This window comes from Pseudomonas sp. Irchel 3F6, assembly GCF_900187595.1.
In the GTDB taxonomy this organism is placed as follows: domain Bacteria; phylum Pseudomonadota; class Gammaproteobacteria; order Pseudomonadales; family Pseudomonadaceae; genus Aquipseudomonas; species Aquipseudomonas siliginis.
In genome coordinates this window covers 516,445-542,522 of sequence record NZ_FYDP01000001.1, presented here as the reverse complement: position 1 = coordinate 542,522, position 26,078 = coordinate 516,445, and the positions used below count along the sequence as shown (strand labels likewise).

Annotated in this window: 21 protein-coding genes; 3 read left to right on the top strand and 18 right to left on the bottom strand. The window is 62.0% G+C overall.

Going from position 1 to position 26,078, the window contains the following annotated elements; genetic code table 11:
• Positions 1 to 2 precede the first annotated feature (2 nt).
• The 18 genes from CKW30_RS02395 to CKW30_RS02310 all read right to left on the bottom strand — a co-directional run bounded on the left by CKW30_RS02395 (position 3) and on the right by CKW30_RS02310 (position 21,880).
• Positions 3 to 2,114, bottom strand: coding sequence for a PAS domain-containing hybrid sensor histidine kinase/response regulator (locus CKW30_RS02395; protein ID WP_095179722.1), 2,112 nt, complete (start codon positions 2,112 to 2,114; stop codon positions 3 to 5).
• 135 nt (positions 2,115 to 2,249) lie between these two features.
• Positions 2,250 to 2,939 (bottom strand): GntR family transcriptional regulator, encoded by a 690-nt coding sequence (locus CKW30_RS02390; RefSeq protein WP_076563214.1) that lies wholly within the window; start codon positions 2,937 to 2,939, stop codon positions 2,250 to 2,252.
• Between the two features lie 517 nt (positions 2,940 to 3,456).
• Complete coding sequence (locus tag CKW30_RS02385) at positions 3,457 to 6,534, bottom strand: error-prone DNA polymerase (protein WP_095179721.1); 3,078 nt, start codon at positions 6,532 to 6,534, stop codon at positions 3,457 to 3,459.
• Positions 6,531 to 7,946, bottom strand: a complete 1,416-nt coding sequence (locus tag CKW30_RS02380) for a DNA polymerase Y family protein (protein ID WP_095179720.1) — start codon at positions 7,944 to 7,946, stop codon at positions 6,531 to 6,533. The genes CKW30_RS02385 and CKW30_RS02380 overlap by 4 nt, the downstream gene beginning before the upstream one ends.
• Before the next feature lie 5 nt (positions 7,947 to 7,951).
• Positions 7,952 to 8,569 (bottom strand): translesion DNA synthesis-associated protein ImuA, encoded by a 618-nt coding sequence (gene imuA / locus CKW30_RS02375; protein WP_041478676.1) that lies wholly within the window; start codon positions 8,567 to 8,569, stop codon positions 7,952 to 7,954.
• Entirely contained in the window at positions 8,569 to 9,186 is a 618-nt protein-coding gene (lexA, locus tag CKW30_RS02370; RefSeq protein ID WP_041478675.1) for a transcriptional repressor LexA, read from the bottom strand. Before lexA ends, imuA begins: the two co-directional genes overlap by 1 nt.
• Positions 9,187 to 9,379: 193 nt before the next feature.
• Positions 9,380 to 9,658, bottom strand: a complete 279-nt coding sequence (locus CKW30_RS02365; protein ID WP_095179719.1) for a DUF971 domain-containing protein — start codon at positions 9,656 to 9,658, stop codon at positions 9,380 to 9,382.
• Positions 9,655 to 10,617 carry a HEAT repeat domain-containing protein gene (locus tag CKW30_RS02360; RefSeq protein WP_095179718.1) on the bottom strand — a complete coding sequence of 321 codons (963 nt, stop codon included), beginning with the start codon at positions 10,615 to 10,617 and terminating at the stop codon, positions 9,655 to 9,657. Before CKW30_RS02360 ends, CKW30_RS02365 begins: the two co-directional genes overlap by 4 nt.
• Positions 10,614 to 11,462, bottom strand: coding sequence for an ABC transporter ATP-binding protein (locus CKW30_RS02355; RefSeq protein ID WP_095179717.1), 849 nt, complete (start codon positions 11,460 to 11,462; stop codon positions 10,614 to 10,616). The genes CKW30_RS02360 and CKW30_RS02355 overlap by 4 nt, the downstream gene beginning before the upstream one ends.
• Positions 11,462 to 12,241 carry an ABC transporter permease gene (locus CKW30_RS02350; RefSeq protein ID WP_024012709.1) on the bottom strand — a complete coding sequence of 260 codons (780 nt, stop codon included), beginning with the start codon at positions 12,239 to 12,241 and terminating at the stop codon, positions 11,462 to 11,464. The genes CKW30_RS02355 and CKW30_RS02350 overlap by 1 nt, the downstream gene beginning before the upstream one ends.
• A gap of 561 nt (positions 12,242 to 12,802) precedes the next feature.
• Complete coding sequence (locus tag CKW30_RS02345; protein WP_177434186.1) at positions 12,803 to 14,227, bottom strand: ABC transporter substrate-binding protein; 1,425 nt, start codon at positions 14,225 to 14,227, stop codon at positions 12,803 to 12,805.
• 211 nt (positions 14,228 to 14,438) lie between these two features.
• Complete coding sequence (locus CKW30_RS02340) at positions 14,439 to 14,684, bottom strand: ferredoxin family protein (protein WP_003225615.1); 246 nt, start codon at positions 14,682 to 14,684, stop codon at positions 14,439 to 14,441.
• Positions 14,685 to 14,711: 27 nt separating this feature from the next.
• Positions 14,712 to 16,442, bottom strand: a complete 1,731-nt coding sequence (locus CKW30_RS02335; protein WP_095179715.1) for a fumarate reductase/succinate dehydrogenase flavoprotein subunit — start codon at positions 16,440 to 16,442, stop codon at positions 14,712 to 14,714.
• A complete protein-coding gene (locus CKW30_RS02330) occupies positions 16,439 to 17,191 on the bottom strand; it encodes a GntR family transcriptional regulator (protein ID WP_095179714.1) in 753 nt (250 codons plus the stop codon). Before CKW30_RS02330 ends, CKW30_RS02335 begins: the two co-directional genes overlap by 4 nt.
• A 216-nt stretch (positions 17,192 to 17,407) precedes the next feature.
• A complete protein-coding gene (locus CKW30_RS02325) occupies positions 17,408 to 18,373 on the bottom strand; it encodes a Gfo/Idh/MocA family protein (protein ID WP_095179713.1) in 966 nt (321 codons plus the stop codon).
• 9 nt (positions 18,374 to 18,382) lie between these two features.
• Complete coding sequence (locus tag CKW30_RS02320) at positions 18,383 to 19,270, bottom strand: Dyp-type peroxidase (RefSeq protein WP_076563227.1); 888 nt, start codon at positions 19,268 to 19,270, stop codon at positions 18,383 to 18,385.
• Positions 19,271 to 19,344: 74 nt separating this feature from the next.
• Positions 19,345 to 20,082 carry a DUF72 domain-containing protein gene (locus CKW30_RS02315; RefSeq protein ID WP_177434185.1) on the bottom strand — a complete coding sequence of 246 codons (738 nt, stop codon included), beginning with the start codon at positions 20,080 to 20,082 and terminating at the stop codon, positions 19,345 to 19,347.
• Between the two features lie 10 nt (positions 20,083 to 20,092).
• Positions 20,093 to 21,880, bottom strand: a complete 1,788-nt coding sequence (locus CKW30_RS02310) for a thiamine pyrophosphate-requiring protein (RefSeq protein WP_095179712.1) — start codon at positions 21,878 to 21,880, stop codon at positions 20,093 to 20,095.
• A gap of 180 nt (positions 21,881 to 22,060) precedes the next feature.
• On the opposite strand from CKW30_RS02310, the gene CKW30_RS02305 reads away from it, so the two are divergent.
• The 3 genes from CKW30_RS02305 to CKW30_RS02295 all read left to right on the top strand — a co-directional run bounded on the left by CKW30_RS02305 (position 22,061) and on the right by CKW30_RS02295 (position 26,078).
• Positions 22,061 to 22,564, top strand: a complete 504-nt coding sequence (locus CKW30_RS02305; protein WP_095179711.1) for a cupin — start codon at positions 22,061 to 22,063, stop codon at positions 22,562 to 22,564.
• Positions 22,565 to 22,795: 231 nt separating this feature from the next.
• On the top strand, positions 22,796 to 23,635 hold the full coding sequence (gene yghU / locus CKW30_RS02300) for a glutathione-dependent disulfide-bond oxidoreductase (RefSeq protein WP_095179710.1): 840 nt from the start codon (positions 22,796 to 22,798) through the stop codon (positions 23,633 to 23,635).
• Between the two features lie 268 nt (positions 23,636 to 23,903).
• Positions 23,904 to 26,078, top strand: coding sequence for a TonB-dependent siderophore receptor (locus CKW30_RS02295; RefSeq protein ID WP_095179709.1), 2,175 nt, complete (start codon positions 23,904 to 23,906; stop codon positions 26,076 to 26,078).

The window sequence follows — 26,078 nt, the reverse complement described above, 5'->3', positions numbered from 1 at the left end:
CATCAGGTGCCGAGCACCTCGCAAATCATCTGCAGTAAGGCTTGCGGGCTGTAGGGTTTGCCGAGCAGATGCGTATCGGGGCTGAGCTGGTGGTCGCGGGAAATGATGTCGCGGGTATGCCCGGAAGTGAACAGCACCGGCACCGGCGGTGTCTGCACCTTGGCCCAGGCAGCAAGATCGGAACTCTTGATCAGGCCGGGCATGACCACGTCGGTGAAGATCAGATCGATCTCGATGCCTTCCAGCAACATCTGCATGGCCACGTCGCCATTGCCGGCGGTCATCACCCGATAGCCTTCTTCGCGCAGCAACTCCACCGCCGAAGCGCGCACCGCGTCATTGTCTTCCACCACCAGAATGGTTTCGTGGCCGCCGCTCTTGCGTTCGCCGACACTGGCGGTCTCTTCGCGAACCGGACGCAGACTGCGCGGGAAATACAACTGCACCCGCGTGCCTTCGCCGAGCTTGCTGTCGATCTCGACGTGGCCGCCACTCTGTTTGACGAAGCCAAAGACCATGCTCAAACCGAGCCCGGTGCCCTGGCCGTCGGCCTTGGTGGTGAAAAACGGTTCGAAAACCTGTTCCAGCATTTGTGGGGCAATGCCCACGCCGGTGTCGGTGACCGCCACGCGCACATACTCACCGGACGCGATGCCCTTGCCGACGCAGTATTCGCTGTCCAGACAGACATTGGCGGCACTGAGGCCGATAACGCCCTCGCCCTTCATCGCGTCGCGGGCGTTGATGGCCAGGTTGAGAATCGCGTTTTCCAGTTGGTTGCGGTCGACGTTGATGTGCCAGGGCTGCGGCGGCAGTTGCACGTCGATCTGAATGGTTTCGCCCAATGCACGTTGGAGTAATTCGCCCACGCCTTCGAAAATTTGTTCTGGATTGCACACGGCCGGTGACAGCGGTTGCCGCCGGGCAAAGGCCAGCAGTTGCGAAGACAGTTTGGCACCGCGTTCGACCGCCGCCAGCGAAGCCACGACCCGGCGTTGTACGTTGGCATTGTTGGGCTCATGCCGGGCGAGCAGATGCAGGTTGCCAGCGATGACTTGCAGCAGATTGTTGAAGTCGTGGGCAACGCCACCGGTCAGGCCGCCGATGGCTTCGAGCTTCTGCGATTGGCGAAGTTGTTCCTCGGCTGCCAGCCGCGCATTCACTTCGGCGGCCACGCGCTGTTCGAGATTACGGGTGAATTTGAGCAGTGATTCTTCGGCGTTTTTGCGCTCATGGATGTCGATCAGCACACCGGGAAAGCGAAACGGCTTGCCTTGCTCATCGAACTCGCAGGCACCACTGGCCAACACCCACAGGTACTGGCCGTCGGCCCGCTGCACGCGGTATTCAGCGTTGTACGGCTCGCCAGTGCGCACGCTATGGGCAACTCGCTCCTGCACCCACCGATGATCTTCGGGATGGATGCGCGATTCGGCGATGTCTTGTTGCAGATCGCTCAGGTCCTGATCCGGCGGGTAGGAAAAGGTGCGGGCGAAACGTTCGTCAGCAGAGAAGCGATTGTTCTTGATGTCCCAGACAAACGAGCCCAGCAGTGCGCCGGCATTCAGCGCCAGACGCACGCGCTCGTTGTCGGCGCGATAGGCATCTTCGGCCGCCTGACGCAGGCGCTCGGAATGCACCAGTTCGGTGGTTTCGACCACCATCGCCATGACGCCGCCGGGCACGCCTTCGTCGTTGGCCACCGGGCTGTAATACAAGTCCATCCAGACGTCTTCGGGCACGCCGTCGCGCAGCAATACCAGCTCTTTGTTGCGATAGGACAAGGTGCCGCCGGCCAGGCAAGTGTCAACGACGTGGCGGTTGAATTCGGCGACTTCCGGCCAGCCCAGCTCTACCGGCACGCCAAGCAGATAGGGATGGCGGCCACCGGCGAATTCGGAGTAGGCGTCGTTGTAGATCATGTAGCCGGCATGGCCCCAGAGCATCACCATCGGCAGCGGCGAAGCCAGCATCAGCTGCACGGTGTTACACAGGCTGGCCGGCCAGTCGGCGAGCGGACCCAGTTCGGTGAGGCTCCAGTCGAACGCACGGATGCGTCCGGCCATTTCGCCTTTCCAGCCCTCACAGCCATGGCTTTCGGATAAAAACTGCATCGCCTGACTCAGTGTCCTTTTTTGCGGTTTTCCGATCTATCGCAACCCTACAACGACGCGACGCCCGTGTGTTTCGAGGCCCTGAAAACGCATTGGTTTCATTGGAGGTATAGCCGATTTGCGACACAGAGCCATTCAGACGCCAATCAAGTGTTTGAGTGGGTGATAGCCGGTTTTCATTTTTGCAGCAACGTCGAGAATCGCCTTCTCGATTCCGTTGAGGTGCGTGCAGGTCAGCTCGATCGCGGCGCTCTGATTACCGGCCTCGATGTACTCGAGCAAACGCAGGTGTTCATCGTCGCGGCAGGCTTGATGACTGTCGTCATCGAGCGCGGCGGCATACAGCGAAGCGCGCGAGATCAGCTTCTGGAACCAGTCGAGCAGCACCGGATTGTTCAGGCTGCGCGCCAGTTTGAGGTGGAATTCGCCGAGCAGATGGATCAGCCGTTCATGGTCGCCGGCCGCATGGGCGGCATCTTCCAGTAACAAGTGCTCACGCAGATCCTGCATGGCAACGGTGTCTTTGCGCCGGCACAGTTCGGTGACGATGCCGATCTCGATCAACCGCCGGGTTTCGAACAGCGAACGCAGCTCTGCGTCACTGGGCAGCGACACCGATGCACCTTTGTTGGGCTCAGTGGTGACCAGACCATCGGCTTCCAATTGCTTGAGCGCAGCACGCACCGACGTGCGGCTGACATTGAACAACTCGGCCAGCGAGGCCTCACCCAGCTTCATGCCCGGGCGCAACGAACGCTTGCTGATCGCCGCGTAAACCCCTTGGTAGACGCGATCGACCGTGGTTTCCAGTTTCTTTTCGCTCATTCGAACACTCCTTTGGCGTCGGGCAATTCATCCTGGCAGTGGCTGGCCATGGAGTTGATCGGGTTCCCGTACCGGTGTGAAGCGCAGAATATCTGCCTTCGGCCCAAAGGTGCAGCCTTTTGATTTATCTCGATTTTGGATAAACAGCCAAAACCTGTGGGAGCGAGCCTGCTCGCGAAGGCGGCGGCACATTCAATATCGTCATTGCCTGACAGTCCGCTTTCGCGAGCAGGCTCGCTCCCACACTGATACGGGGTAAATCCACCATCTTCATCGCAACCAAATTCCCTGTGGGAGTGAGCTTGCTCGCGAAGGCGGCGGCACAGTCAACATCGTCATTGCCTCAGACTGCGCTTTCGCGAGCAGGCTCGTTCCCACACTCATACGGGGTAAATCCACCATCTTCATCGCAACCAAATTCCCTGTGGGAGCGAGCCTGCTCGCGAAGGCGGCGGCACAGTCAACATCGTCATTGCCTCAGACTGCGCTTTCGCGAGCAGGCTCGTTCCCACAAAGGTCAGTGGAAATCCCGGCTCTGCACGTGAATGCCGTTGAGCAGCGGGCTAAGGTCGCTCATGCGCCCGGCGATCAGGTGGCGCACATCGCCTTCGCGTTCCCAGCGGCCGTCGACCTTGAGCAATTGCGACCCCACCAGCACTTGGCGCTGCCGCTCGGCCAGGTCACGCCAGACCACCACGTTGACGTTGCCGAACTCATCTTCCAGGGTCACGAACGTCACGCCGCTGGCCGTACCGGGGCGCTGTCGGCCGGTGACCAGACCGGCCACGCTGACCGGCCGGCCATGTTCGATATCCATCAACTCCCGCGAGCTGCGGCAACGCCGGGCCTGCAACTCGCCACGCAGCAATGCCAACGGGTGCGGCCCCAGCGTCGTCCCCACCGTGGCGTAATCAGCATGCAGGTCTTCGCCAACGCTGGGTTTGGGCAGGACGATTTTGACTTCTTCTTCGTTGGGCAGGCCGGCGAACAGGCCGAGTTGTTTCTGCACCCCGGCTACTTCCCAACGCGCACGATGACGATGCCCGGCCAGACCGCGCAAGGCGCCGGAGTCTGCCAGCAAGGCCTGCGCACGACTGTCGAGGGCGGCGCGCTCACCCAGGTCAGCGACATCGGCAAACGCCCCGTGTCGGCGCGCGGCTTCGATGCGCCGTGCGTCCTCTTCGCGAAATCCCTTGATCATGCGCAGGCCCATGCGAATCGCCGGTTGCCCGGCACTCAGCGGTTCGAGGCTGCAATCCCAGTCGCTGGCGCGCACGTCCACCGGACGGATCTGCAATTGGTGCCGCCGCGCGTCCTGCAGAATCTGGTCCGGGCTGTAAAAGCCCATCGGCCAACTGTTGATCAATGCACAGGCGAACGCCGCCGGCTCGTGGCATTTCAGCCAGCAACTGGCGTAGGTCAGCAAGGCGAAACTGGCGGCGTGGGATTCGGGGAAGCCATAACTGCCGAAGCCTTTGATCTGCTCGAAGATCTGCGCAGCGAATTCCGGTGTGTAGCCGTTCTTTTTCATGCCGGCGGCGAGGCGCTCCTTGTGCGGCTCCAGTCCGCCATGGCGCTTCCACGCCGCCATCGAGCGGCGCAACTGATCGGCCTCACCGGGGCTGTAGTCGGCAGCGACGATGGCGATCTGCATGACCTGTTCCTGAAACAGCGGCACGCCCAGGGTTCTTTTGAGTACGACTTCGAGCGCCGGCGACGGATAGGTTTCCGCCTCTTCGTTATTACGTCGGCGCAGATACGGATGAACCATCCCGCCCTGAATCGGCCCGGGACGGACAATCGCCACTTCGATGACCAGATCGTAGAAAGTCTTTGGCTTCAGGCGCGGCAGCATCGACATCTGCGCCCGCGACTCGATCTGGAACACGCCGACGGTATCGGCGCGACTGATCATTTCGTAGGTCGGTTTGTCTTCAGGTGGAATCGTCGCGAGTGTCAGGTTCAGATCACGATGCCGGCGCAGCAGGTCGAAGCAGCGGCGAATCGCACTGAGCATACCCAAGGCGAGAATATCCACCTTGAGCAGGCCGACCGCATCGAGGTCGTCCTTGTCCCATTGGATGATGGTGCGGTCGGCCATGGCTGCGTTTTCCACTGGCACCAGGGTATCCAGCGGTTGCTCGGAAATCACGAAACCACCGGGATGTTGCGACAGGTGCCGGGGGAAGCCGATCAGTTGCCCGGTCAGGCTCAGTACCCGACGCAGCACCGGACTGTCCGGGTCGAAGCCACCTTCGCGCAAACGTTCCAGCGGCGGCGTTTCATCGCTCCAGCGCCCGCAGCAATCGGCCAGCGCGTTGATCTGATCCGGTGGCAGGCCGAGGGCCTTGGCCACATCGCGCACGGCACCGGTGGCGTGATAGGTGCTGACCACCGCGGTCAGCGCCGCACGCCGCCGGCCATAACGGTTGAACACGTATTGCAGGACTTCCTCGCGGCGCTCGTGCTCGAAATCGACATCGATGTCCGGCGGCTCGTTGCGCTCTTTGGACATGAAGCGTTCGAACAGCAGCGTAGTACGATCCGGATCGATCTCGGTGATGCCCAGGGCAAAACACACCGCCGAGTTGGCGGCCGAACCACGGCCCTGACAGAGGATGTTCTGCGTGCGGGCAAAGCGCACCACGTCGTGCACGGTGAGGAAGTAGCTTTCGTAGCCGAGTTCAGCGATCAATTGCAGCTCGTCATCGATCTGCTTGAGCACCTTGGCCTGAGGCCCTTTCGGCCAGCGCCAGGCAATGCCCTCCTCGGTCAGATGACGCAACCAGGAACTGGCATTGTGGCCCTTGGGCACCAGCTCTTTCGGATATTGATAGCGCAGCTCGCTCAGATCGAAGGTGCAGCGCTGGGCCAGGTTGACCGATTCCTCGAGCAAGGCCGGCGGATACAATTCGCGCAGCACATCAAGGCAACGCAAATGCCGCTCGCCATTGGGATGCAGGCGCAGACCCGCTTCGGCCACGGGGACGTGATGACGGATCGCGGTCATGGTGTCCTGCAAAGCACGGCGCCCCCGGGCATGCATGTGCACATCGCCGCTGGCCACGGCTGGAGTCTGCAGCTCAGCCGCCAGAGCCAACAATGCCGCGAGCCGCTGCTGATCGTTCTGCCCGCGATGCAGTTGCACCGTGAGCCACAGGCGGTCGCCGAAGGTTTGTTTCAGCCAGCGCCCTTCTTCCCGGTCATCCACTGAATCCGGCACCCACAACACCAGCAAACCCGGCAGCGCTTCGGCGAAGTCTTCGCGCAGCACCTGATACTGCCCTTTCTGCGTACGCCGCCGGGCCTGGGTGATCAAGCCGCACAGGGCATGATAACCAGCAAGGTTTTCCACCAGCAGTACCAGTTTCGGGCCGTTGTCGATGCGCACCTCGCTGCCGATGATCAGCGGCAACTCGACGGACTTTGCCGCTTGCCACGCACGAACGATGCCGGCCAGGGTACATTCGTCGGTGATCGCCAGCGCCTGATAGCCGTGCTTTTTCGCCCGCTGAAACAGCTCCAGCGCGCTGGAGGCACCGCGCTGGAAACTGAAATTCGACAGGCAATGCAGTTCGGCGTAATCGGCACTCATGCGAACCAGCCTTGCAGCCACAGCGGGCCGCCCTCACCCACAGCGCGCCAGGCCCAGCCCTGCTGACCGGCGCGGTTCTGGATCAGGTAGTAATCACGCCGCACGTCGCCACCGTCCCACCAACCGGATTCGATGCGCTCCGGCCCCATGAGAATCCGCGCCGAACCTTCCGGCACGCTCTGCGGTTCGTTGAGCAGCCAGCCCGGGCGCTGCACGCTGGGCAAACCTGTGCAAGGCTGTTTGTCGACGCCATTCTGCCACGCGCACTCGGGGCGATGATCGGCCTGAAAGCGCAAGCCCTGCACCGCGTCATCACCCAGCCGTGCGCGCAGACGTTCGCGCAATTGCTCCCAGGGCAAGGTCTGCTGCGGGCGGTCGTCGAACAGTTCCTGATACTGCGGAACGAAACTCGGCAGGTCTTCGGCGCGCAAGCGAAAACCACGCACCGGCGCCTCGACCTGGACTTGCTCCAGCCGGCCACGGGCCAGTTCAAACAGCATCGCCGCGTCACGCTCGGCACTGAGCAGGCCGACCTTGATCACCGTGTCCGGCAGCCCTGCGTGTTCCAGATGCAGGTCAAAACGCTGCACGCCACTGTCGCGCCCACAGAGGAACGCCGACAGGTCGCCGGTCAAGCGCCGTAACGGGAACAGCAAGGCTTGATGGGATTGCACGTCGAAATTCAGTTCGATGCGGATATCGAAACGGTCTGGCGGCAGATAGAACGCCAGCGCCAGCGGGCGTGCGCCGAACAGCGTGTCGAGGTGCTTGAGCATCTGCGCTTCGAAACGCCGGGCCAGTGCCTGGCGTGGCAGGCTTTGCACCTGACTGAGATTGCGCAGGCCCATGCGCGACAACGCCGTGGCGACATTCGGCTCCAGCCCCACACGATCAACCGGCAATTGCCCGAGATGATGCTGCAAGGCTTCGCTGTCCGGCACCACCAGGCCATCGTAGGCATTGGCCAGCACTCGCGCCGCCACCGGGTTCGGCGCGGCGACGATGCGATGGCGAAAGCCCAGATCTTTCAATTCCTGGCGCAGGCGAGCTTCAAATTGCGGCCAGGTACCGAACAGTCCGAGGCTGGATTCGATCTCGAACACCACGGTACGCGGGTAATGCACGCTGACCTGCGCGCTGAAGCGATAGGCCCACGCGGCGAGAAACTGCTGCCAGTGCTCGACCTCGGCCACCTCGTAATCGGCGGTGGCAAAGCCTTTGCTCATGGCTTGCGCGGCGGTCATCGACATGCCGGGGCGCAGGCCGAGTTTGCGCGCCGCCGGATTTACCGCTTGCAGCACTCGGCGTTGGGCCGGACCGCTGAGCAGCACCAGCGGCTCTTCAGGGTCGGGCCGCTGACGCAGCACAGCGTCGAGGGCCAGTTGCGGAAAGAGAATACATACCCAGCGCATGACGATCAGTGCCCCACGGCAAAGGCAATCGGCGCCGCACGCGCCAGCCCGCCACGGCATTTGAGTACGCGGAGTTGCGCCGGTTTGGCATCGATGGCTATGCGCAACGCTGCCGGTGACGGGTTAACCGCCTCACTCAACGGGCGCCAGGCAAAGGCCAGGGTCTGGCCGGTTTCCGCCGCTACCTGCAAACGCCGCAAAGCCCGGTCGTCGGCCTTGTTCGGCCAGCACAGCACCGCGCCGCAACTGCCCGAGCGCAGACACTGCTCCGCCGCCCACAAGGCATCGCGTTCGCTGGCCTGAATCACCGACAACTGGCGCAAATCGACCCCGGCATTGGCCCAGGCCTGCGGGTACGGCACGAACGGCGGCGCCACCAGCACGATGCGCTCACCGGCCGCGGACAATCGCGCCAGGGTTGGCCAGACCAGTTGCAGCTCGCCGACACCAGGGCCGGCGAGAAGGATTTCGCTCAGCGCCGCTTCCGGCCAGCCGCCGCTGGGCAGAGCTGCGTCCAGTCCCGCATGCCCGGTCGGCTGCGGACTCGCCGCCGGTGGCGCAGGCCTGCCGCGCCAGACCTGGCCGCCATTGAACAGCGTATCCAACGCAACGACGGCGCCCATCAGCCTTGCCTCACCAGACCACAGAACACGCCTTCAATGGCCAGATCCTGATCATCACGCACGACAATCGGCTTGTACGCCGGGTTGCGCGGCAGCAGGCGCACTTCATCCCCGACCCGTTCGAAGCGTTTGATGGTGACTTCACCGTCCAGACGCGCAACGACGATCTGGCCGTTCAGCGCCTCGGGATTGCGCCGCACACCGACCAGATCGCCATCGAGAATGCCGTCTTCGATCATCGAGTCGCCCTGCACCCGCAGCATGTAATCCGGGGTGCGGGAGAACAGCGCCGGGTCGAGCAGCAAACGGTTATGGATATCGGCATCGGCGCCAATCGGCGCGCCGGCGGCCACACGACCGAGTACGGGGATCTCCAGCAGCTCCGGACGCGATGGCTGGCCGAGCAAACGAATGCCCCGGGCCTGATGCGGATTGACCTCGATGAAACCGGCTTCGGTGAGCGCCAGCACATGCTTGCGCGCCACGCTGCGCGAGGCAAAACCAAAAGCCTCGCTGATTTCAGCGAGGCTTGGGGGCTGACCGTGCTCAGCGATGCGATCGCGGATAAAGGTCAGAATGGCGGTACGGCGGGGAGTCAGATTAGTCATGGAGTACATTTGTACTCCTGTGGGAATTTCCTGACAAGAACCGCCAGTCGGCGCATGCCGACGCAGGGAGCTGCCGAAGGCTGCGATCTGATCGTTCCCACGCTCTGCGTGGGAATGCCTCAAGGGACGCTCCGCGTCCAGTGACGCGGAGCGTCACGGGCTGCATTCCCACGCGGAGCATGGGAACGATCATCGGATAAGGTCAGGAAGCCAGTTGCGCCAGGTACTCCCACGGATAAATCCCGCGTTGATGCCCGTCGCTGAACACCAGTTGCACACCATAACCCTGCGGGTTGAGTTCGATCAGGCGCACGCGATCATCAACCAGCGGCGTGACACCGCGCAGGCGAAATGCGCGGCATTGCGAGCAAGGGCATTGCCGGCGCAGATCGGCATGCTTGAGCAGCGATTCGCGCCCGTCCGGCCAGCTCAGGTGTAACGTGCGCTCACTCTGCGAGTTGCCCACCGACAGCGGATTCATTGCAGCTGACTCAACGCGATGCGCACGGCTTTGCGCACTTCCGGGTCGCCGTCGTCCTGCGCTGCCTGCAACGCGGCCACGGCGCCGCGATCGTTCAACTCTCCAAGCGCCAGCGCGGCCTCCTTGCGCAGGTTGCTGATGCGGTGGCCGAGGGTGTCGATCAGCGCGTCCAGCGCCGGGACGAAACGCAGACGACCGAGGCTGCGAGCGGCGCGCAGGCGCACTTGCCAGTAATCATCGCTCAGCGCTTCGACCAAGGTCGGGCCGGCGTCGCTGTGGCCAACCTTGCCCAGTGTCGTCGCGGCTTCTTCGCGCACTTGCCAGGCGGGGTCGTGCAAAGCCTGGCGCAACGCCGGCAATACTTCGGCGCCACTGGCCAGACCCAGCGCACCGGTCGCGGCGCGGCGCACTTCGGTGTCCGGGTCGTCGCTGGCCAGTTGCGCCAGAGCTGGCAGCGCGTCGAGCTGTTTGAGCCAGCCGAGCACGCCAACCGCTTCGCGCCGAACATGAGCATCGGCATCTTCCAATGCCGCGACAGCAGCCGGCGCGGCCTCGGCAAAGCGCAATTCTCGCAACGCCCGAAATGCGGCGATGCGCACACTGACATCGGCATGTTCGGTCCACGGCAGAATCACGCGCCCCGCCGCTGCAGTCTTGAGCAGGCTCAGGCTTTGCGCCGCTGCCGATTGCACAGCGGGCGACGGATCCGTCAGCGCTTCGCACAAGGCTTGCACGACCGCATCGTCCTCCCACGCTTCAAGCAATCGCGCAGCTTCAGCGCGAACATCCTCGGCAGGATCCTGACGAAGTCGATCAACCAGCCAGAGCAAGCCATCCGGTTCTTCGAGATCGGCCAGATCGATCAGGGCAATGCGCCGCACGCCGGGGTCTTCCGCCGTCAAGCGCGGTTGCAGGGCGCGGATGTCATCGTTGTCGGTCACAGCAAAAATAGAGGTCATAAGGCAAATCGCGGCAAAGGGTTTTCAGGAGGCAGGCCGAGCGGATTGAGGCGCGGCAGCGGTCGGTCGTTGTCGTGGCGCAGCAGGTCGAGGCAGTGGCGCTTGAGGCGAACGAATGCCGGGCTGGTGACCAGTTCACTGGTACGCGGGCGTGGAAAGTCCAGAGGCAAGTCTTCGATGATTCGCCCCGGTCGCGCGCTCATCACCAGCAAGCGGTCGGCGAGAAACAGCGCCTCGTCGATGTCGTGAGTGACGAAAACCACCGTGGTGAGGATGCGCGTCCAGATGTCCAGCAGCAGTTCCTGCATGTTCAGACGGGTCAGCGCATCCAGCGCGCCGAACGGTTCGTCCATCAGCAACAGTCGCGGGCGATTGACCAGCACCCGGGCGATTTCTACCCGTTGCTGCATGCCCCCGGAGAGCTGATCGGGCCAGCGCTCGGCGAAGCCTTCGAGGCCGACCAGTTTGAGAATGTCGTCAGCGGCGCGATGGCGCTCAGCCTTGCCGACGCCCCGCATCTTCAGGCCGAAGGCGACGTTGTCGCGCACCGTGCGCCACGGGAACAGCGTGTGGTGCTGAAACACCATGCCGCGCTGCGGCGACGGGCCGGTCACCGCGCTGCCGTCGACTTTCAAGCTGCCGGTACTGGCATTCAAGTGTCCGGCCAGGGCGCCGAGCAAGGTCGACTTGCCGCAACCGGAGGGGCCGAGAATGCACACGAACTGGCCGGGTTCAATCTGGCAATCGAGGCCCTGCACCGCTTCGAAGGCTTCGCGGCCCTGGCCGAGGACGATGGACAATTGGCGGATGTCGATCCGCCCTTCCGGGGTTTGCATCACGCTCATCAGGCTTTGCCTCGCGGTCGATGCCAAGGCGTGAACAAGCCGCCCAGGCGTTTGATCAGCCAACTGCTGCCCATGCCCAACACGCCGATCAGGAGCATGCCAACTACAATGTCGGCGTAGTTCTGAATGGTGTAGGACTCCCAGGTGTAGTAACCGATGCCGAACTGCCCGGAGATCATTTCTGCCGTCACCAGACAGAACCACGACGTGCCCATGCCGATCGCCAGGCCAGTGATGATGCTCGGCGCAGCGCCCGGCAGGATTACTTCCAGCAGAATCGCCCGACGCCCTGCCCCGAGGCTTTTTGCCGAGGCGATCAGGCGTGGATCAACGCCTTCGACGCCGTGCACGGTGTTGAGCAGGATCGGGAACAGCGCGCCAGTGAAGGTGATGAAAACCATCGACAACTCCGAGGACGGAAACATCAGGATCGCCAGCGGAATCCACGCCACGGCGGGGATCGGGCGCAGGACTTCCAGCGGTGGCAGCAAAATGTCTTCAGCCCATTTCGACCGGCCGATGGCCAGGCCCAGGGCGATGCCGATGATCAGCGCCGCCACGTAACCGGCGAAGACCCGGCCGAGGCTGCTGCTCAAGTGCTGCCAGAGTTTGCCGGAGTCGCCCAGGCCCAGTGCGGCTTCGATCACCGCCAGTGGCGTCGGCACGTTGGCAAAGGTGACCAGGCCGAGGTTCCAGTGATGGCTGGCGGCTAGTTGCCAGAAGAGCAGGCAGAGCAGCAGTGAGGCGGCTCTTGATGTCCAGCGCAACGGTGTTTTCATAGTCCGGTTTCCAGTTCGGGTTCTGTGTGATGGCTGAGATTTACCCCCTCACCCCAGCCCTCTCCCCCAGGGGGGCGAGGGGGAAAGGGAGCCGATTTGCGTGCTTTTCACGACCTGAGTTCGACTCGGTACTTCACGTCGGCGTATCTCTCACCAACAACTTGGTCAGTCCCCTCTCCCTCCGGGAGAGGGTTAGGGTGAGGGGCTTTTGATCTCAGCGCTTGCAGACCTGAGTTCGACTCGGTACTTCACGTCGGCGTATCTCTCACCAACAACTCGGTCAGTCCCCTCTCCCTCCGGGAGAGGGTTAGGGTGAGGGGCTTTTGATCTCAGCGCTTGCAGACCTGAGTTCGACTCGGTACTTCACGTCGGCGTATCTCTCACCAACAACTCGGTCAGTCCCCTCTCCCTCCGGGAGAGGGTTAGGGTGAGGGGCTTTTGATCTTCAGCGCTTGCAGACCTCAGTTCGACTCGGTACTTCACGTCGGCGTATCTCTCACCAACAACTCGGTCAGTCCCCTCTCCCTTTGGGAGAGGGTTAGGGTGAGGGGCTTTTGATCTTCAGCGCGCAGCAACAACCTGCGCAGTGGCATCGCTAAAGTCGAACACCTTGCCACCCTGCGCCGCAGCGTATTGCTGGGCCTGGCCCTTGAGCAGAAATGCGCTGAGGCGACCCTTGGCGTCGCTGGCAAACCACGCTTGTTCGGCGAACAACTTGATCCCGCTGTCACTGGCCTGCGCATACACCGCACGAATGTTCTTGCCCTCCTGCTTCAACCCTGCCAACGCGGTGAAGGCCGCTTCAGCCGAGCCATAACGGCGGACTTTTTCCTCGCCACGCACCCAGATTTCCGCGACATGGCTGACGTCGGTGATGGCTTTGCCCGTCGCCGCATCCACGCCCGGCAATGGCGTCTGCGCGTAGTTGGCCAGTTGCGCGGTGTAATCTAGATTTGAGGCCTTGAAGGCGGCGCGGATGTACTGGTCGTCGATGAAGCTGTTCAGGTCGAGCCCGCGATCGGCTTTCTTCAGCAGCTTCAAGGTATCGATGGCGGTACCGACAGCCTGGCGGTATTCAGGTTTCCAGCTCAGGTCGCGGGTCTGTACGCCGAGCGGGCCGTGAAACAGGTAGTTGACCTCGGCATCGACGCCGGTGACTTTGGCGATCAGTTCGCTGTACTTCTCGGGTTCGGCGGCAAGCAGTTGGTTGGCTTCGATGCTCGCGCGCAAATAGGCGACGACGATTTCCGGGTACTTCCTGGCGTAGGCCTGATCCACCAGTGCGCCATGGAAAGTCGGCGCGTTGGCCTGGGCGCCGTCGTAGATCTTGCGGGCGAAACCACGGCTCGGGAACAGCTCGGCGAACGGCACGAAATCGGCGTGGGCGTCGATCTTGCCGGCCTGCAATGCCGAGCCGGCGACTTCCGGTGGCTGGGCGATGATGTTGACATCCTTGAGCGGGTCCCAGCCCTGCTCTGCCACGGCGCGCAGCAACATGCCGTGAGCCGTCGAGGCGAACGGCACCGAAATGGTCTTGCCCTTGAGTTCGCTGAGGCTCTGCACCGACGAAGCGCTCGGCACGACGATGCCGTTGCCGCTGCCCTTGATGCTGCCTGACAGCACGCTGATGAACAGGCTGTGCTTGCCCGCCGTTTCGAATGCCACGCCGTTGAACGCACCGGGGAAATCGGCCATGGCACCGAAATCGAGTTTGCCGGCGACCATCTCATTGGTCAGCGGCGCGCCACTGGTGAAATTCTTCCACTGCACGTCATACTTCGCGTCTTTGTAGGCGCCATCGTGGGGCAGGTATTTTTCCAGCAGACCCAGTTCCCTGATCAACAACCCGCCAGCGGCGCAGTTGATGGTGGTGTCCTGAGTGCCGATGGCGATGCGGATGGTTTCGGCCGAGGCCGACAAGGTGAATGAAGCCAGTACCAGACCGGCAAGTGCTGCACGCAACATGAGTGTTTCCCCTCGAATCATTTGTTTGAAGTTCGTCTCCGCCGCGATCAGGGCGCGGTGGGAAACGAGGGGTGTTTTGCATTCAGCGTCCGGGGTTCACCGGATGGCTATTGGATAATCACAATTGCAATGTGGGAGCGAGCCTGCTCGCGAAGGCGGCGGGTCAGTCACCATCATTGTTGAACGAACGATTGCTTTCGCGAGCAGGCTCGCTCCCACAATGGATTTGGGGTCAACGCAACAAATAGGGGATGTCGACCTTCACCGCCCCAGTCGGGCAATCCTTCTCGCACGGCATGCAGTACCAGCATTCATCGAACGCCATGTAGGCCTTTTGCGTGGCCGGGTTGATCGCCAGCAGGTCCATCGGGCAGACGTCGACGCACACGGTGCAGCCCTTTTCGGCGATGCATTTGTCCTCGTCCACGGTGACCGGGGCGTTGGAGCGGAAGAAGATTTCCTGAGCTTGATAAGCCATGGTTCGGACACTCTTTCTAGTGATGCATCAAGCGGCGAAGGCGCCGACCCGCAGGCGGTCATAGGCCTGCATTTCTTCGGCATCGAGCGGGATGATGTAAGGCTCGACGGCTTTCTTGAAACTGGTCATGCGCCCGTCCTCGCCCTTCTTCAGATGGCAATGGCAGAACCACTCGGCGTCGTTGCGTTGCGGATGATCGACGCGATAGTGGTACAGGCCCCAGCGGCTTTCGGCGCGGAACAACGAAGCGCGGGCGGCCATTTCGGCGCAATCGCGGATCACGCTGGTTTCCATCGCTCGCATCAGTTCGTGAGCGTTGTTGGCTTTCATCTGCTCGAGATCGTGCTCGATGTCGCTGAAACGCTGCAGGCCGATCTGCATCTTCTTGGTCACTTTCGGCGGTTGCAGGTAGTCGTTGACGAAGCGGCGCAGCTTGTATTCCACCTGCGCCGGTGGCAGGCCGTGTTCGCGGTCGAGCGGCGCGTAGACCCGGGCTTTTTCCTTGGCGATCTGCTCGCTGTCCAGTGCGGAAAACTCGCGGCCGGCGACGAACTCCGCCGCGTTGTGCCCGGCGAACCAGCCGTAAGTGAACGCGCCAAGCATGTAATTGTGCGGCACCGCAGCCATGTCGCCGGCCGAATACAAGCCTTTCACTGAAGTCTCGGCACGCTCGTTGACCCACACGCCGGACGCCGAGTGGCCGCTGCAAAAGCCGATTTCCGAAATGTGCATTTCAACCATCTGCGTGCGGTAGTCGGTGCCACGGTTGGCGTGGAACTGGCCACGGCTCGGGCGCTCATTGCTGTGCAGGATTTCCTCGATGTTCTGGATGGTTTCCTCGGCCAGGTGATCGAGTTTGAGGAACACCGGACCGTTGCCGCTCTCCAGTTCCTGATGGAACTCCCACATCATCTGTCCGCTCCAGTAGTCGCACTCGATGAAGCGTTCGCCCTTGTTGTTGGCGGTGTAGCCACCCAGCGGGCCGGTGACGTAGGCGCAGGCCGGGCCGTTGTAGTCCTTGATCAACGGGTTGATCTGAAAGCACTCGAGATTGGCCAGCTCAGCCCCGGCGTGATAGGCCATCGCGTAGCCGTCGCCCGCATTGGTCGGGTTCTCGTAGGTGCCCATCAAGTAGCCAGACGATGGCAGGCCGAGGCGTCCGGCCGCGCCGCAGGCGAGAATCACTGCTTTGGCCTTGATCACATGGAAGTCGGCGGTGCGGCAATCGAAGCCCATAACACCGTTGACCGCGCCCTCCTTGTCGGTCAACAAACGCGTGCAGACCAGGCGATTGGTGATGCTCACCCGCGCACGTTTCAACTGCCGATACAGGACTTTCTTGATGTCGTGCCCTTCCGGCATCGGCAGCACATAGGCGCCCATGTGGTGGACCTTTTTCACCGCGTAGTCGCCGGTCTCGTCCTTCTCGAACTTCACGCCCCAGCGGTCGAGTTGTTCGATGGTTTCAAAACTGTGCGTCGCATAGGCGTAGACCGCCGCCTGATTGACGATGCCGTCATTGGCGATGGTGATTTCCTTGGTGTACTGCTCCGGTGTCGAGTGGCCGGGAATGATCGCGTTGTTCAGGCCGTCCATGCCCATGCTGATCGCGCCGCTGCGCTTGACGTTGGCCTTGTCGACCAGCAAAACGCGCAAATCGCGGTTCTTCTCTTTGGCCTTGATCGCCGCCATCGGCCCGGCCGTGCCGCCGCCAATCACGACGATGTCGTATTCCTGTTCTAGAACGTTGCGGGTCATGCCTGCTCCCCTTTTTGCCGGTCGATCCGCAGGCGGTACTGGAACGCATCGCCACGGTAATAAAGGTGTTCGAAGTCCAGCGGCTGGCCGTGGGCATCGTGGGTCAGGCGCTCGATGCGCATGATCGGCGAGCCCGCTTCGACGCTGAGTGCCTGGGTCAGGTCGCTGTCGGCCAGCACCGCATCGATGGCCAGATCGGCGTGGCCGAGGGCGATGCCGCAGTCGTTTTCCAGAATCAGAAAGATGTCGCGGGTGACCAGATCGGCCTTCTCCAGCCGCTCGCCGACGTCTTTGGGCAGGTAGGTGATTTCCAGCGAGATCGGCTCGCGGTTGATCAGGCGCACGCGTTTGATCTGCGCGACGATTTCACCCTCGGCCACCTGCAGACGCTCGGCCACACGCTTGTCGGCCGGAATGAATTTGAAACTGCGCAGGCGGTTGATCACTTCATAACCGCGCCCGGTCATCGACTCGGCGAGGCCTTGCAGGCTGCTGACGTTCTGAAAGGTTTTCGGCTTGGCGACGAAGGTGCCCTTGCCATGGATTTTGAAGATCAGCCCTTCTTTCTGCAGATCGCCCAAGGCCTGGCGCACGGTGATGCGGCTGACTTTGAACAGCCCACCGAGTTCGCTTTCGGAAGGCATTTGACTGTCTTGCGGGTATTCACCGTCGAGAATCCGCGCACGCAGAACGTCGCGCAGTTGGGTGTGCAGCGGAACGCTACTGAGGGAGAGAACGTTATCGGTCATCACGGGATCACTTGTTATAACGAGTTATGACGTGATCTTAGAGATGTGATGCCGAGGTTGAGAAATACTGTTTGGGCATAACCTTAGATGCGTGTTGCGCCGGCAAAACCTGTGGGAGCGAGCCTGCTCGCGAAAGCGGTGTGTCAGTCACCCAAGATACTGACTGACAGAATGCTTTCGCGAGCAGGCTCGCTCCCACAGGGGATCGTAAGCTATTCAGCGTTTGAGGATCCGGTCCATCACCCAGTCGGTCTTGACGGCTTGCTCGGCCGCGGCGGGATGCTGTGAATCACCCCGAATATGCGCATTCATCCCCAGCACGTGATGCCACTGGATATGCTCGTGATGGGCAATCTCCAGGCTGATCTGCTCATCGGCAAACAGCTGCACCGGATGTTCATCAAACACCGAAAACCCGATCCGCCCTTTGCTGCCGATAATCTCGACGCGATCCTCACGGCGATCCGCAACAAAGTTCCAGCAGCCCGTGCCCAACGCCCCGGAGGCGAATCGCCAAGTGGCGCTGACCGCATCTTCGGCGGCGTACAGACCCGCCTGACGCGCGGTGAAACCGGCGACCTCAACGATGTCGCCAAGCAGATACTGGAACAGGTCCAGGCCATGGCTGGCCAGGTCGGCAAAGTAACCGCCGCCAGCCACCGCAGGGTCGGTGCGCCAATTATCCCGACCCTCAAGATCAGCCGGCGACGGCGCTTTGGTCAGCGTCCAGCTCATATGCCGGACATCACCGATGCGGCCCTCCTCCAGCCAATGCCGCACCTGGGCAAAGCGCGGCAGCGAGCGGCGGTAATACGAGACGAACAAGTGCAGACCGGCAGCGGCAAACGCTTGCTGCATCTCGCGGCTTTGCCCGGCGTTGAGTGCCATGGGCTTTTCCACGCAGCAATGCTTGCCGGCGGCGGCGACTTTCAGGCTGTAGGCGTGGTGGCTGTCGGGCGGCGTGGCGATGTACACCGCGTCCACCTCGGGATCGTTGATCAGCGCATCGACATCGGTGTAGACGCGACTAATGCCGTGGCGCGCAGCGTAGTCGGTCACCGCTTCGAGGCGACGGCCCATTACCGCAATCAGCGTCGAACCGGGCGCCTTGTAAAAGGCCGGCCCGCTCTTGCGTTCAGCGACGCTACCGCAACCGATCATGCCCCAGCGCACCACGTTCATCTTCAGTCCTCAGCCGATGCGCAACGCGCGCAGATCAAGGCGTCCGTCCTTGAGCGGCGGGCACCAGTAGTAGCCGCCGGTGATTGGTCGGCTGATCTGGTACAAGCCATCGGCAATACCGTCTTCCAGACCGCTCATACGGCGCAGCTGCGCTTCGAAGGCATCGAGGGAGAAACCGAAAGCGAGGAACATCAAACCGGCACGATCGCCTTCGATCCACGGCATCGAGCGGCGCACGACGAAGGCTTCCGGGGCGAAGCTTTCCTGCGCGGTGCGCTTGACGTGGGCGGAGATTGGCGCGTCGTCGATTTCTTCGTTATCGCTCAAGCGACGCCCCATGATGTCGTCCTTGGCGCCGGCAGACAGGCGATGAAAACCCTTGAGATCGTGCTGCCATTGCTGGATCGCGGCGAAGCTGCCACCGACCAGCCCGTCCGCGCCGGAGCTCAGCAGCGCGGCAGCCACAGCGGCGTCATCGTGGGGGTTTTCCGTGCCGTCCTCATAACCGGTGAGGTCGTGGCCCTCCATGTGGCGGAAGGCTTCCTGCATCTCGACCAGACGCAAGGCCGGAGCCAGCGCGGCTTCGATAGCGTTGCAGCGGTTGAGCAGCTCACCACGGTCAACACCGTGCAGCCAGATCCACAGGGCATGCTGGGTCGACGGGTTATTCACGCCAACGCCGGTCAGCGCCGGGAAGCTGCGCAGGCCAGCGATTTCGACATTCAGCGCCTTGGTCAACGACTCACCAAAGCCAACCACCGCCGACTTGCCATCCACCAGCATCAGCAGGCTGTCGATCGCTTGCGGCAAGGCTTCAACCGACGCCAGGGCGAAAAACAGATGACGTGCTTGCGCAGGAACAGGGGTAGCGAGAATGCCCGGCTGGTAGTAACTCATGTGAACTCCTTGAAAAAGTGCGCGGAGTTTACCTGTAGCCGGATCGTTTGTGTGGGTGGCGAGAGCGTCGTCGTTCAGCGTTCAACGCCTTCGATCAACGCCTTCAAAGCCAGCGCATCGGCCGTGGCGGCGCCGCTGGCGGTGTTGTCGAAGATGCACCAGATGTCTCTGCCGTCGGCCTTCGCGCGCCGCAGGTACTGAGCAAGCTGTTGCAGATAGGCCGCTTCATAAGCGCTGTGATAAATCCGTGGCGAGCCGTGCAGGCGCCAATACTGCAGGCCTTGCCAGCCACCCGGGGCGGTGTCGCTGCTGATCCGCGAGGGATCGACCACCGCCTGGGCAATCTGCAGATCCACCAGCATTGGCTCAGCCTCAATCCACGATTCGTGTCGTGGCTCAAGCACTACCCTGCCCTTGAACCGCTCGCGCAGGGCATGAAAAAACGCCTTGGCCAGCGGCGCATCGAAGGCAAGTTTCGGTGGCAGTTGCACCAGCAGGCAGCCGAGTCGATCACCCAAGCCCTGGCACTGTCCGAGAAACTCATCGAGCGCGGCCGCGCTGTCCGCCAGCCGCTGTTCATGGGTGATGAGCTTCGGCACTTTCACGGCGAAGCGAAAGTCCGGCGCTACCGAGTCGGCCCAGCGCTCGTAGGTCTGACGCCGATGCGGGCGGTAGAACGAGCTGTTGATTTCCACACAGTTGAAGCGCGCGGCGTAGCGTTGCAGGTGCGTGCCTTCGGCGGGGAATGCCGGCCAGTGCTCGCGAGCGAGACTCCAGCCGGCGCAACCGATGTAGATGGTTGACTCGTTCAAGCGCACACCGTCATTTCTGCCCGGGCAACACGGCGCCCAACACCTGCTTGGCGGTCTGCACAATCACCCCGGCTTCATCCGGATCGCCCTTGAGCAGGGTCGTGGCGAATTTCTTCGCTTGCTCAAGCTTGATGTGCGGCGGCAGTGGCGGCACGTTCGGGTCGGTCTTGAACTCGATCAGCACGGGCACTTCCGAGGCGAGTGCCTGTTCCCACGCAGCGGCGACCTCTTCTTCACGATCAACGAAAATGCCCTTGAGGCCAATGGAGATCGCGAACAGGTGATACGGCACATCGGGAATGCTCTGCGACGCTTCGAACTTCGGATCGCCCTCCATCACCCGCTGCTCCCAGGTGACCTGGTTGAGATCCTCGTTGTTGAACACCGCGCAGATCCATTTCGGGTTCTGCCATTGGCGCCAGTATTTGGCGACAGTGATCAGCTCGGCCATGTTGTTCATCTGCATCGCGCCATCGCCGATCAGGGCAATGACCGGGCGTTCCGGGTAAGCAAATTTCGCCGCGATCGCATAGGGCACCGCCGCGCCCATCGAGGCCAGGCCACCGGACAACGAGCATTTCATGCCGCGACGGATTTTCAGGTCACGGGCGAACCAGTTGGCGCAGGAGCCGGAGTCGCTGGTGATAATTGCCTGCTCGGGCAAGCGCGGTGACAACTCGTAGACCACTCGTTGCGGGTTGACCGGATCGGCTTTGGCCATGGCGCGTTTTTCCAGGGTTTTCTCCCAGCTGCTGCGCCAGCCTTCGATCTTCTTGCGCCATTTGTTCGAGGTTTTCTGTTCCAGCAAGGGCAGCAACGCGGCAAGGGTTTCCGCTGAATCACCGACCAGATTGACCTCCATCGGATAACGCAGGCTGAGCATGTCCGGCTGCAGATCGATTTGAACCCCGCGCGCCTGGCCTTCCTTGGGCAGAAACTCGGAATACGGGAAGCCCGAGCCGATCATCAGCAAGGTGTCGCACTCGCTCATCAGCTTGTAGCTGGGCTCGGTACCGAGCAGGCCGATGCTGCCGGTGACCCACTGCAAATCATCTGGCAACGCTGCTTTGCCCAACAGCGCCTTGGCGACGCCCGCGCCAAGCTTTTCCGCCACGGCGATGACCAGATCGGTCGCCTCCAGCGCACCGGCACCGACCAGAATCGCGACTTTCTCGCCGCTATTCAGTACCTCGGCGGCGCGTTGCAGATCGGCTGCATAAGGAACGACTTTCGGCTTGCTGAAGCCGACGCCGGAATGCGCGGTGCCATGGGCGCGCGCCGGTTGTTCGTAAGGCAGGTCCTGCAAGTCATTGGGCAGAATCAGCGCGGTGACGCGGCGCTCGCCGACCGCAGTGCGCACCGCACGATCAAGCAAATGGCGCACTTGCGAAGGCGCCGAAGCCTGCTGCACAAAAGCCCCGGCGACGTCTTTGAACATCGACACCAGATCCAGCTCCTGCTGGTAGTGACTGCCCAGCGCCGTACGCGCCTGCTGACCGACGATGGCCAGCACCGGCATATGGTCCATCCGGGCATCGTAGAGCCCGGTGATCAGGTGCGAAGCGCCGGGACCCGAGGTGGCGATGCACACGCCCAGCTCGCCGGTGAACTTGGCGTGGGCCGAGGCCATGAACGCAGCCATTTCCTCGTGCCGTGCCTGAACGAATTCGATCTTGCCTTTGGCCCGGCTCATGGCGCCGAACACGCCATTGATGCCATCCCCCGGATAACCAAAAATTCGTGTGACGCCCCATTCGCTGAGCCGCTCAACCAGAAAATCACCAACTGTCATCGTCATCTTGACCCTCGCCATTTACCGCTGCATGGACATGTAAGGGTCTGGACAGCCCGCTGCGCGATGAAGTTTCGCTGGATTTTCCGGGCATCAACTTCGGCGCCGTGTTTGCGCGGCAATGATTTTTTGAGGCGTGCGCCCTGCTCTGTGGTCGATTGAGAAATGATCGAAGGAGGATGGGCCATGACTGAAGTACAAACCCTGCTGCTGCAACGCAATGACTGGGTGCCGAACAATCCGCGTCTGCCAGTGCTGATCTACCGCAGCGCGATTGCCGTTGAAGGCGACGATCCGGCGGCGCGCTTCGAGCAGACCTTCGGCGCCAATGGCTGGCCGGCGCAGTGGCGCTACGGCATTTATGACTATCACCACTACCACACTGAAGGCCACGAAGTACTTGGCGTGGCGGCCGGTCAGGCACGGTTGATGTTGGGCGGGCCTGACGGCCAAGTCGTCGACGTCAGCGCCGGGGATGTGCTGTTGCTGCCGGCCGGAACCGGGCACTGCAATCTGGGATCGAGTGAGGATTTTCTGGTGGTGGGTGCTTATCCGCCGGGGCAGCAGGCGGACATTTGCCGGGCCGCGCCGAGTGATGCGCAGTTGGCGCAGATCGCGGGGCTGGCGTTTCCTGAGACAGATCCGGTGCAGGGAGTCGGGGGTGCAGTTGGGCGGTATTGGAGCCATTAGGCGCGGCGACCCTGCCGACGCTTCGCGAGCAGGCTCGCTCCCACGGGAGACTTGTGCCTGACTCCGAACCTGTGGGAGCTGGCTTGCCAGCGATTGCGGTGGGTCAGCCAATATTGATGCTGGATGTGCCGCCGTCATCGCTGGCAAGCCAGCTCCCACAAGGTAGTGTTCTCAATCCTTTCGAGATACGGTGTCTACCTGTTCTCTCCCAGCATCGACGAGGTCTGTTTCATGAGCAATGCGTCTTACGTTCCGCCCAAGGTCTGGAAACACGAAGCCCCGTCCGGCGGCCACTTCGCCAGCATCAACCGGCCGATCGCCGGGCCGACCCACGACAAGCAACTGCCGGTCGGCAAGCATCCGTTGCAGCTGTATTCGCTGGCCACGCCCAACGGCGTCAAGGTCACCATCATGCTCGAAGAGTTGCTCGCACTCGGGCACAGCGAGGCCGAATACGATGCGTGGCTGATCCGCATTGGCGAAGGCGATCAGTTCTCCAGCGGCTTTGTCGAGGTCAACCCGAATTCGAAAATCCCGGCGCTGCTGGATCGCAGCGTCGAGCCGCCGATCCGGGTGTTCGAGTCCGGTTCGATTCTGCTGTATCTCGCGGAAAAGTTCGGCGCCTTGCTGCCCAAGGATCCGGCCGGTCGCACCGAAACCCTCAACTGGCTGTTCTGGCAAATGGGCTCGGCGCCGTATCTGGGCGGCGGCTTCGGGCACTTCTACGCGTATGCGCCAGAGAAGCTCGAATATCCGATCAACCGCTTCACCATGGAAGCCAAACGGCAGCTGGATGTGCTCAACCGCCGTCTCGCCGACAACACCTATCTGGCCGGCGACGATTACACCATCGCCGACATCGCCGTGTGGCCCTGGTACGGGCAACTGGTGCGCAACAACGTTTACTCGGCGGCGGAATTTCTCGCCGCGCACGAGTACACCCATGTGCAGCGCTGGGCAGAAGAAATCGCCAAGCGGCCAGCGGTCATCCGTGGGCAGCGAGTGAATCGCACCTGGGGTGATGAAGACAGTCAGGTGCCGGAGCGGCATGAGGCGAAGGATCTGGACTGATAGCAAAAACCGCATAACCCTGTGGGAGCGAGCCTGCTCGCGAAAGCGTCGTATCAGACAACGCATCTGTTGAATGACCCACCGCCTTCGCGAGCAGGCTCGCTCCCACATTTGCGTCCGAAGGCCATCAAATCCAATTGTGAAAAAATCATTAACTAACTGACTCGTACGGGTTTATTCCCCCGGAAACTTCCGACATACTAATGCGAATAATTCTTACATTCACTCGCATTAGTTTCGTTTGGGTAAATCTTGGGGAAGCAGATAGATGTCGTTTCACACCATTCACCGCCGCTCGAACCTTTCACCTAACCTCCTCGCACTCGCACTCGCCATCGGCATGGCCAGCATCGCTCCTGCGTTGGCTGAAGAAACCGCAGCCACTGCGCCAGCCAATGGCCCGCTGGAACTGCAAGCGACCGAAATCGGCGCTACGCAGATGAGCAGCACCACCGAAGACACGCAGTCCTACACCACCGGCCCGATGCAGACCGCGACCAAGCTGTCGCTGACCATGCGCGAAACGCCGCAGGCGGTGACGGTAATCACTCGTCAGCGCATGGACGACCAGAACATGACCAGCGTCAACGACGTGGTGCGCGGTACGCCGGGGCTGTTCCTCAGCGAGGCCAGCGGCCCGGGCCGGCAGACTTACAAGGCGCGCGGTTTCGACATCGACAACATCATGTACGACGGCCTGCCCAGCTCGTATTCGCCGTTCACCCTGGCGGTGCAGCCGAACCTGGCGATGTTCGACCGGGTGGAAATCGTTCGTGGCGCGACCGGCCTGGTCACCGGTGCCGGCAACCCGTCGGCGGCGATCAACATGGTCCGCAAGCGTCCAACCGCCGATCAGCGCGTGACCCTCACTGGCGCCGCCGGCAGCTGGGATGACTACCGTGGTGAAGTCGATGCCTCCAGCCCGCTGAACGACAGCGGCACCCTGCGTGGCCGGGTGGTGACGTCGTATCAGGGCGCCGACAGCTTCCGCGACAAGGAGGAAAACGATCACGGCCTGTTCTACGCCATCGGTGAAGCCGACCTGAGTGACAGCACCACCGCGACCCTCGGCTTCTCGCGGCAAAACGATCAGACCAACTATTTCTGGGGCGGCCTGCCGATCGGCGAAAACGGCCACCACCTCGACCTGCCCCGCTCCACCTACCCGGGCACCGATTGGGAAAACCGCAAGCTGCAGGTCGACACCGTGTTCGGTGAAGTCGAACACCGTTTCGCCAATGACTGGAAACTGCACCTCGGCGGCTCGACGTCGACCCTCGAGGGTGAATTCTCCGGCACGTACCTGTCGCGCTACGACGGCCCGCTGGAAACCACCGCCTACCAATCGCACCACACCGACAAGCAACGCGCCTTTGATGGTTTCGCCAGCGGCCCGTTCGAAGCGTTCGGCCGTACCCACGAATTGGTAGTCGGCGCCAGCAACCGCGTGTACGACGCCACCACCAAGGAATACTCGCCCTACGACACAGGTCTGCCGATCGCCGCGCCCAAGCCTGACTTCGTGCGCAGTGGCAAGTCGCGTAACGTCACCACCCAGGACGCGGTTTACCTGACCACGCGCTTGAGCCTGGCCGACCCGCTGACGTTGATCCTCGGCAGCCGCCTGGACTGGTATGACTACGACGATCGCAGTGCCGACGGCGACTTCAAGGTCACGCGCAACCTGACCCGTTACGCCGGCCTGATCTACAAACTCGATGACCATCATTCGGTCTACGCCAGCTACACCGATATCTTCACCCCGCAAACCCAGAAGGACCTCGGCGGCAAAGTGCTCGAGCCGATCGTCGGTGAAAACTACGAAGTCGGAATCAAGGGCGAATATTTCAACGGCGCGCTGAACGGCAGCGTGGCGGTGTTCCAGATGGACCAGACCAACCGCGCCACCCAGGCGGCGACCCAGCTCGGCTGCCCGGAACTGACCTGCTACGAAACCTCCGGCAAAGTTCGCGCCCAAGGCGTGGACATGGAACTGCAAGGTGCGCTGACCGAGCAATGGCAAGTCGGCGCCGGCTACACCTACACCCGCGCCCACTACATCAAGGACGAAAACCCGGCCAACAATAACCAGAAATTCGACACTGACATGCCGGAGCACCTGTTCAAGGTCTCCACCGTGTACCGCTTCAAAGGCCCGCTGGAAAAACTGCGCGTGGGCGGCAACGTCTACTGGCAGAGCCGCATGTACAACGACATCGCTCTGGCCAACGGCGGCAGCTATCGTCTCGAACAGGGCGGCTACGCGGTCACCGACCTGATGGCCGGTTACGAGGTCAACAAGCACCTCGACCTGCAGGTCAACGCCAACAACATCTTTGACCGCAAGTACTATTCCTCCATCGGCACCGACGTGACCTGGGGCTCGACCGATAACTACGGCACCCCGCGCAGCTACATGATGACGGCCAAGTACAAGTTCTGA

Bases quoted from the DNA above. Each gene is read 5' to 3' on its own strand.
- CKW30_RS02360 (WP_095179718.1), bottom strand. From the start codon at position 10,617: ATGACCTCTATTTTTGCTGTGACCGACAACGATGACATCCGCGCCCTG.
- CKW30_RS02305 (WP_095179711.1), top strand. From the start codon at position 22,061: ATGACTGAAGTACAAACCCTGCTGCTGCAACGCAATGACTGGGTGCCG.
- CKW30_RS02295 (WP_095179709.1), top strand. From the start codon at position 23,904: ATGTCGTTTCACACCATTCACCGCCGCTCGAACCTTTCACCTAACCTC.
- CKW30_RS02340 (WP_003225615.1), bottom strand. From the start codon at position 14,684: ATGGCTTATCAAGCTCAGGAAATCTTCTTCCGCTCCAACGCCCCGGTC.
- yghU (WP_095179710.1), top strand. From the start codon at position 22,796: ATGAGCAATGCGTCTTACGTTCCGCCCAAGGTCTGGAAACACGAAGCC.
- lexA (WP_041478675.1), bottom strand. From the start codon at position 9,186: ATGTACTCCATGACTAATCTGACTCCCCGCCGTACCGCCATTCTGACC.
- CKW30_RS02335 (WP_095179715.1), bottom strand. From the start codon at position 16,442: ATGACCCGCAACGTTCTAGAACAGGAATACGACATCGTCGTGATTGGC.
- CKW30_RS02390 (WP_076563214.1), bottom strand. From the start codon at position 2,939: ATGAGCGAAAAGAAACTGGAAACCACGGTCGATCGCGTCTACCAAGGG.
- CKW30_RS02385 (WP_095179721.1), bottom strand. From the start codon at position 6,534: ATGAGTGCCGATTACGCCGAACTGCATTGCCTGTCGAATTTCAGTTTC.
- CKW30_RS02395 (WP_095179722.1), bottom strand. From the start codon at position 2,114: ATGCAGTTTTTATCCGAAAGCCATGGCTGTGAGGGCTGGAAAGGCGAA.
- CKW30_RS02350 (WP_024012709.1), bottom strand. From the start codon at position 12,241: ATGAAAACACCGTTGCGCTGGACATCAAGAGCCGCCTCACTGCTGCTC.
- CKW30_RS02345 (WP_177434186.1), bottom strand. From the start codon at position 14,227: ATGATTCGAGGGGAAACACTCATGTTGCGTGCAGCACTTGCCGGTCTG.
- CKW30_RS02325 (WP_095179713.1), bottom strand. From the start codon at position 18,373: ATGAACGTGGTGCGCTGGGGCATGATCGGTTGCGGTAGCGTCGCTGAA.
- CKW30_RS02330 (WP_095179714.1), bottom strand. From the start codon at position 17,191: ATGACCGATAACGTTCTCTCCCTCAGTAGCGTTCCGCTGCACACCCAA.
- CKW30_RS02380 (WP_095179720.1), bottom strand. From the start codon at position 7,946: ATGCGCTGGGTATGTATTCTCTTTCCGCAACTGGCCCTCGACGCTGTG.
- CKW30_RS02365 (WP_095179719.1), bottom strand. From the start codon at position 9,658: ATGAATCCGCTGTCGGTGGGCAACTCGCAGAGTGAGCGCACGTTACAC.
- CKW30_RS02355 (WP_095179717.1), bottom strand. From the start codon at position 11,462: ATGAGCGTGATGCAAACCCCGGAAGGGCGGATCGACATCCGCCAATTG.
- imuA (WP_041478676.1), bottom strand. From the start codon at position 8,569: ATGGGCGCCGTCGTTGCGTTGGATACGCTGTTCAATGGCGGCCAGGTC.
- CKW30_RS02320 (WP_076563227.1), bottom strand. From the start codon at position 19,270: ATGAGTTACTACCAGCCGGGCATTCTCGCTACCCCTGTTCCTGCGCAA.
- CKW30_RS02310 (WP_095179712.1), bottom strand. From the start codon at position 21,880: ATGACGATGACAGTTGGTGATTTTCTGGTTGAGCGGCTCAGCGAATGG.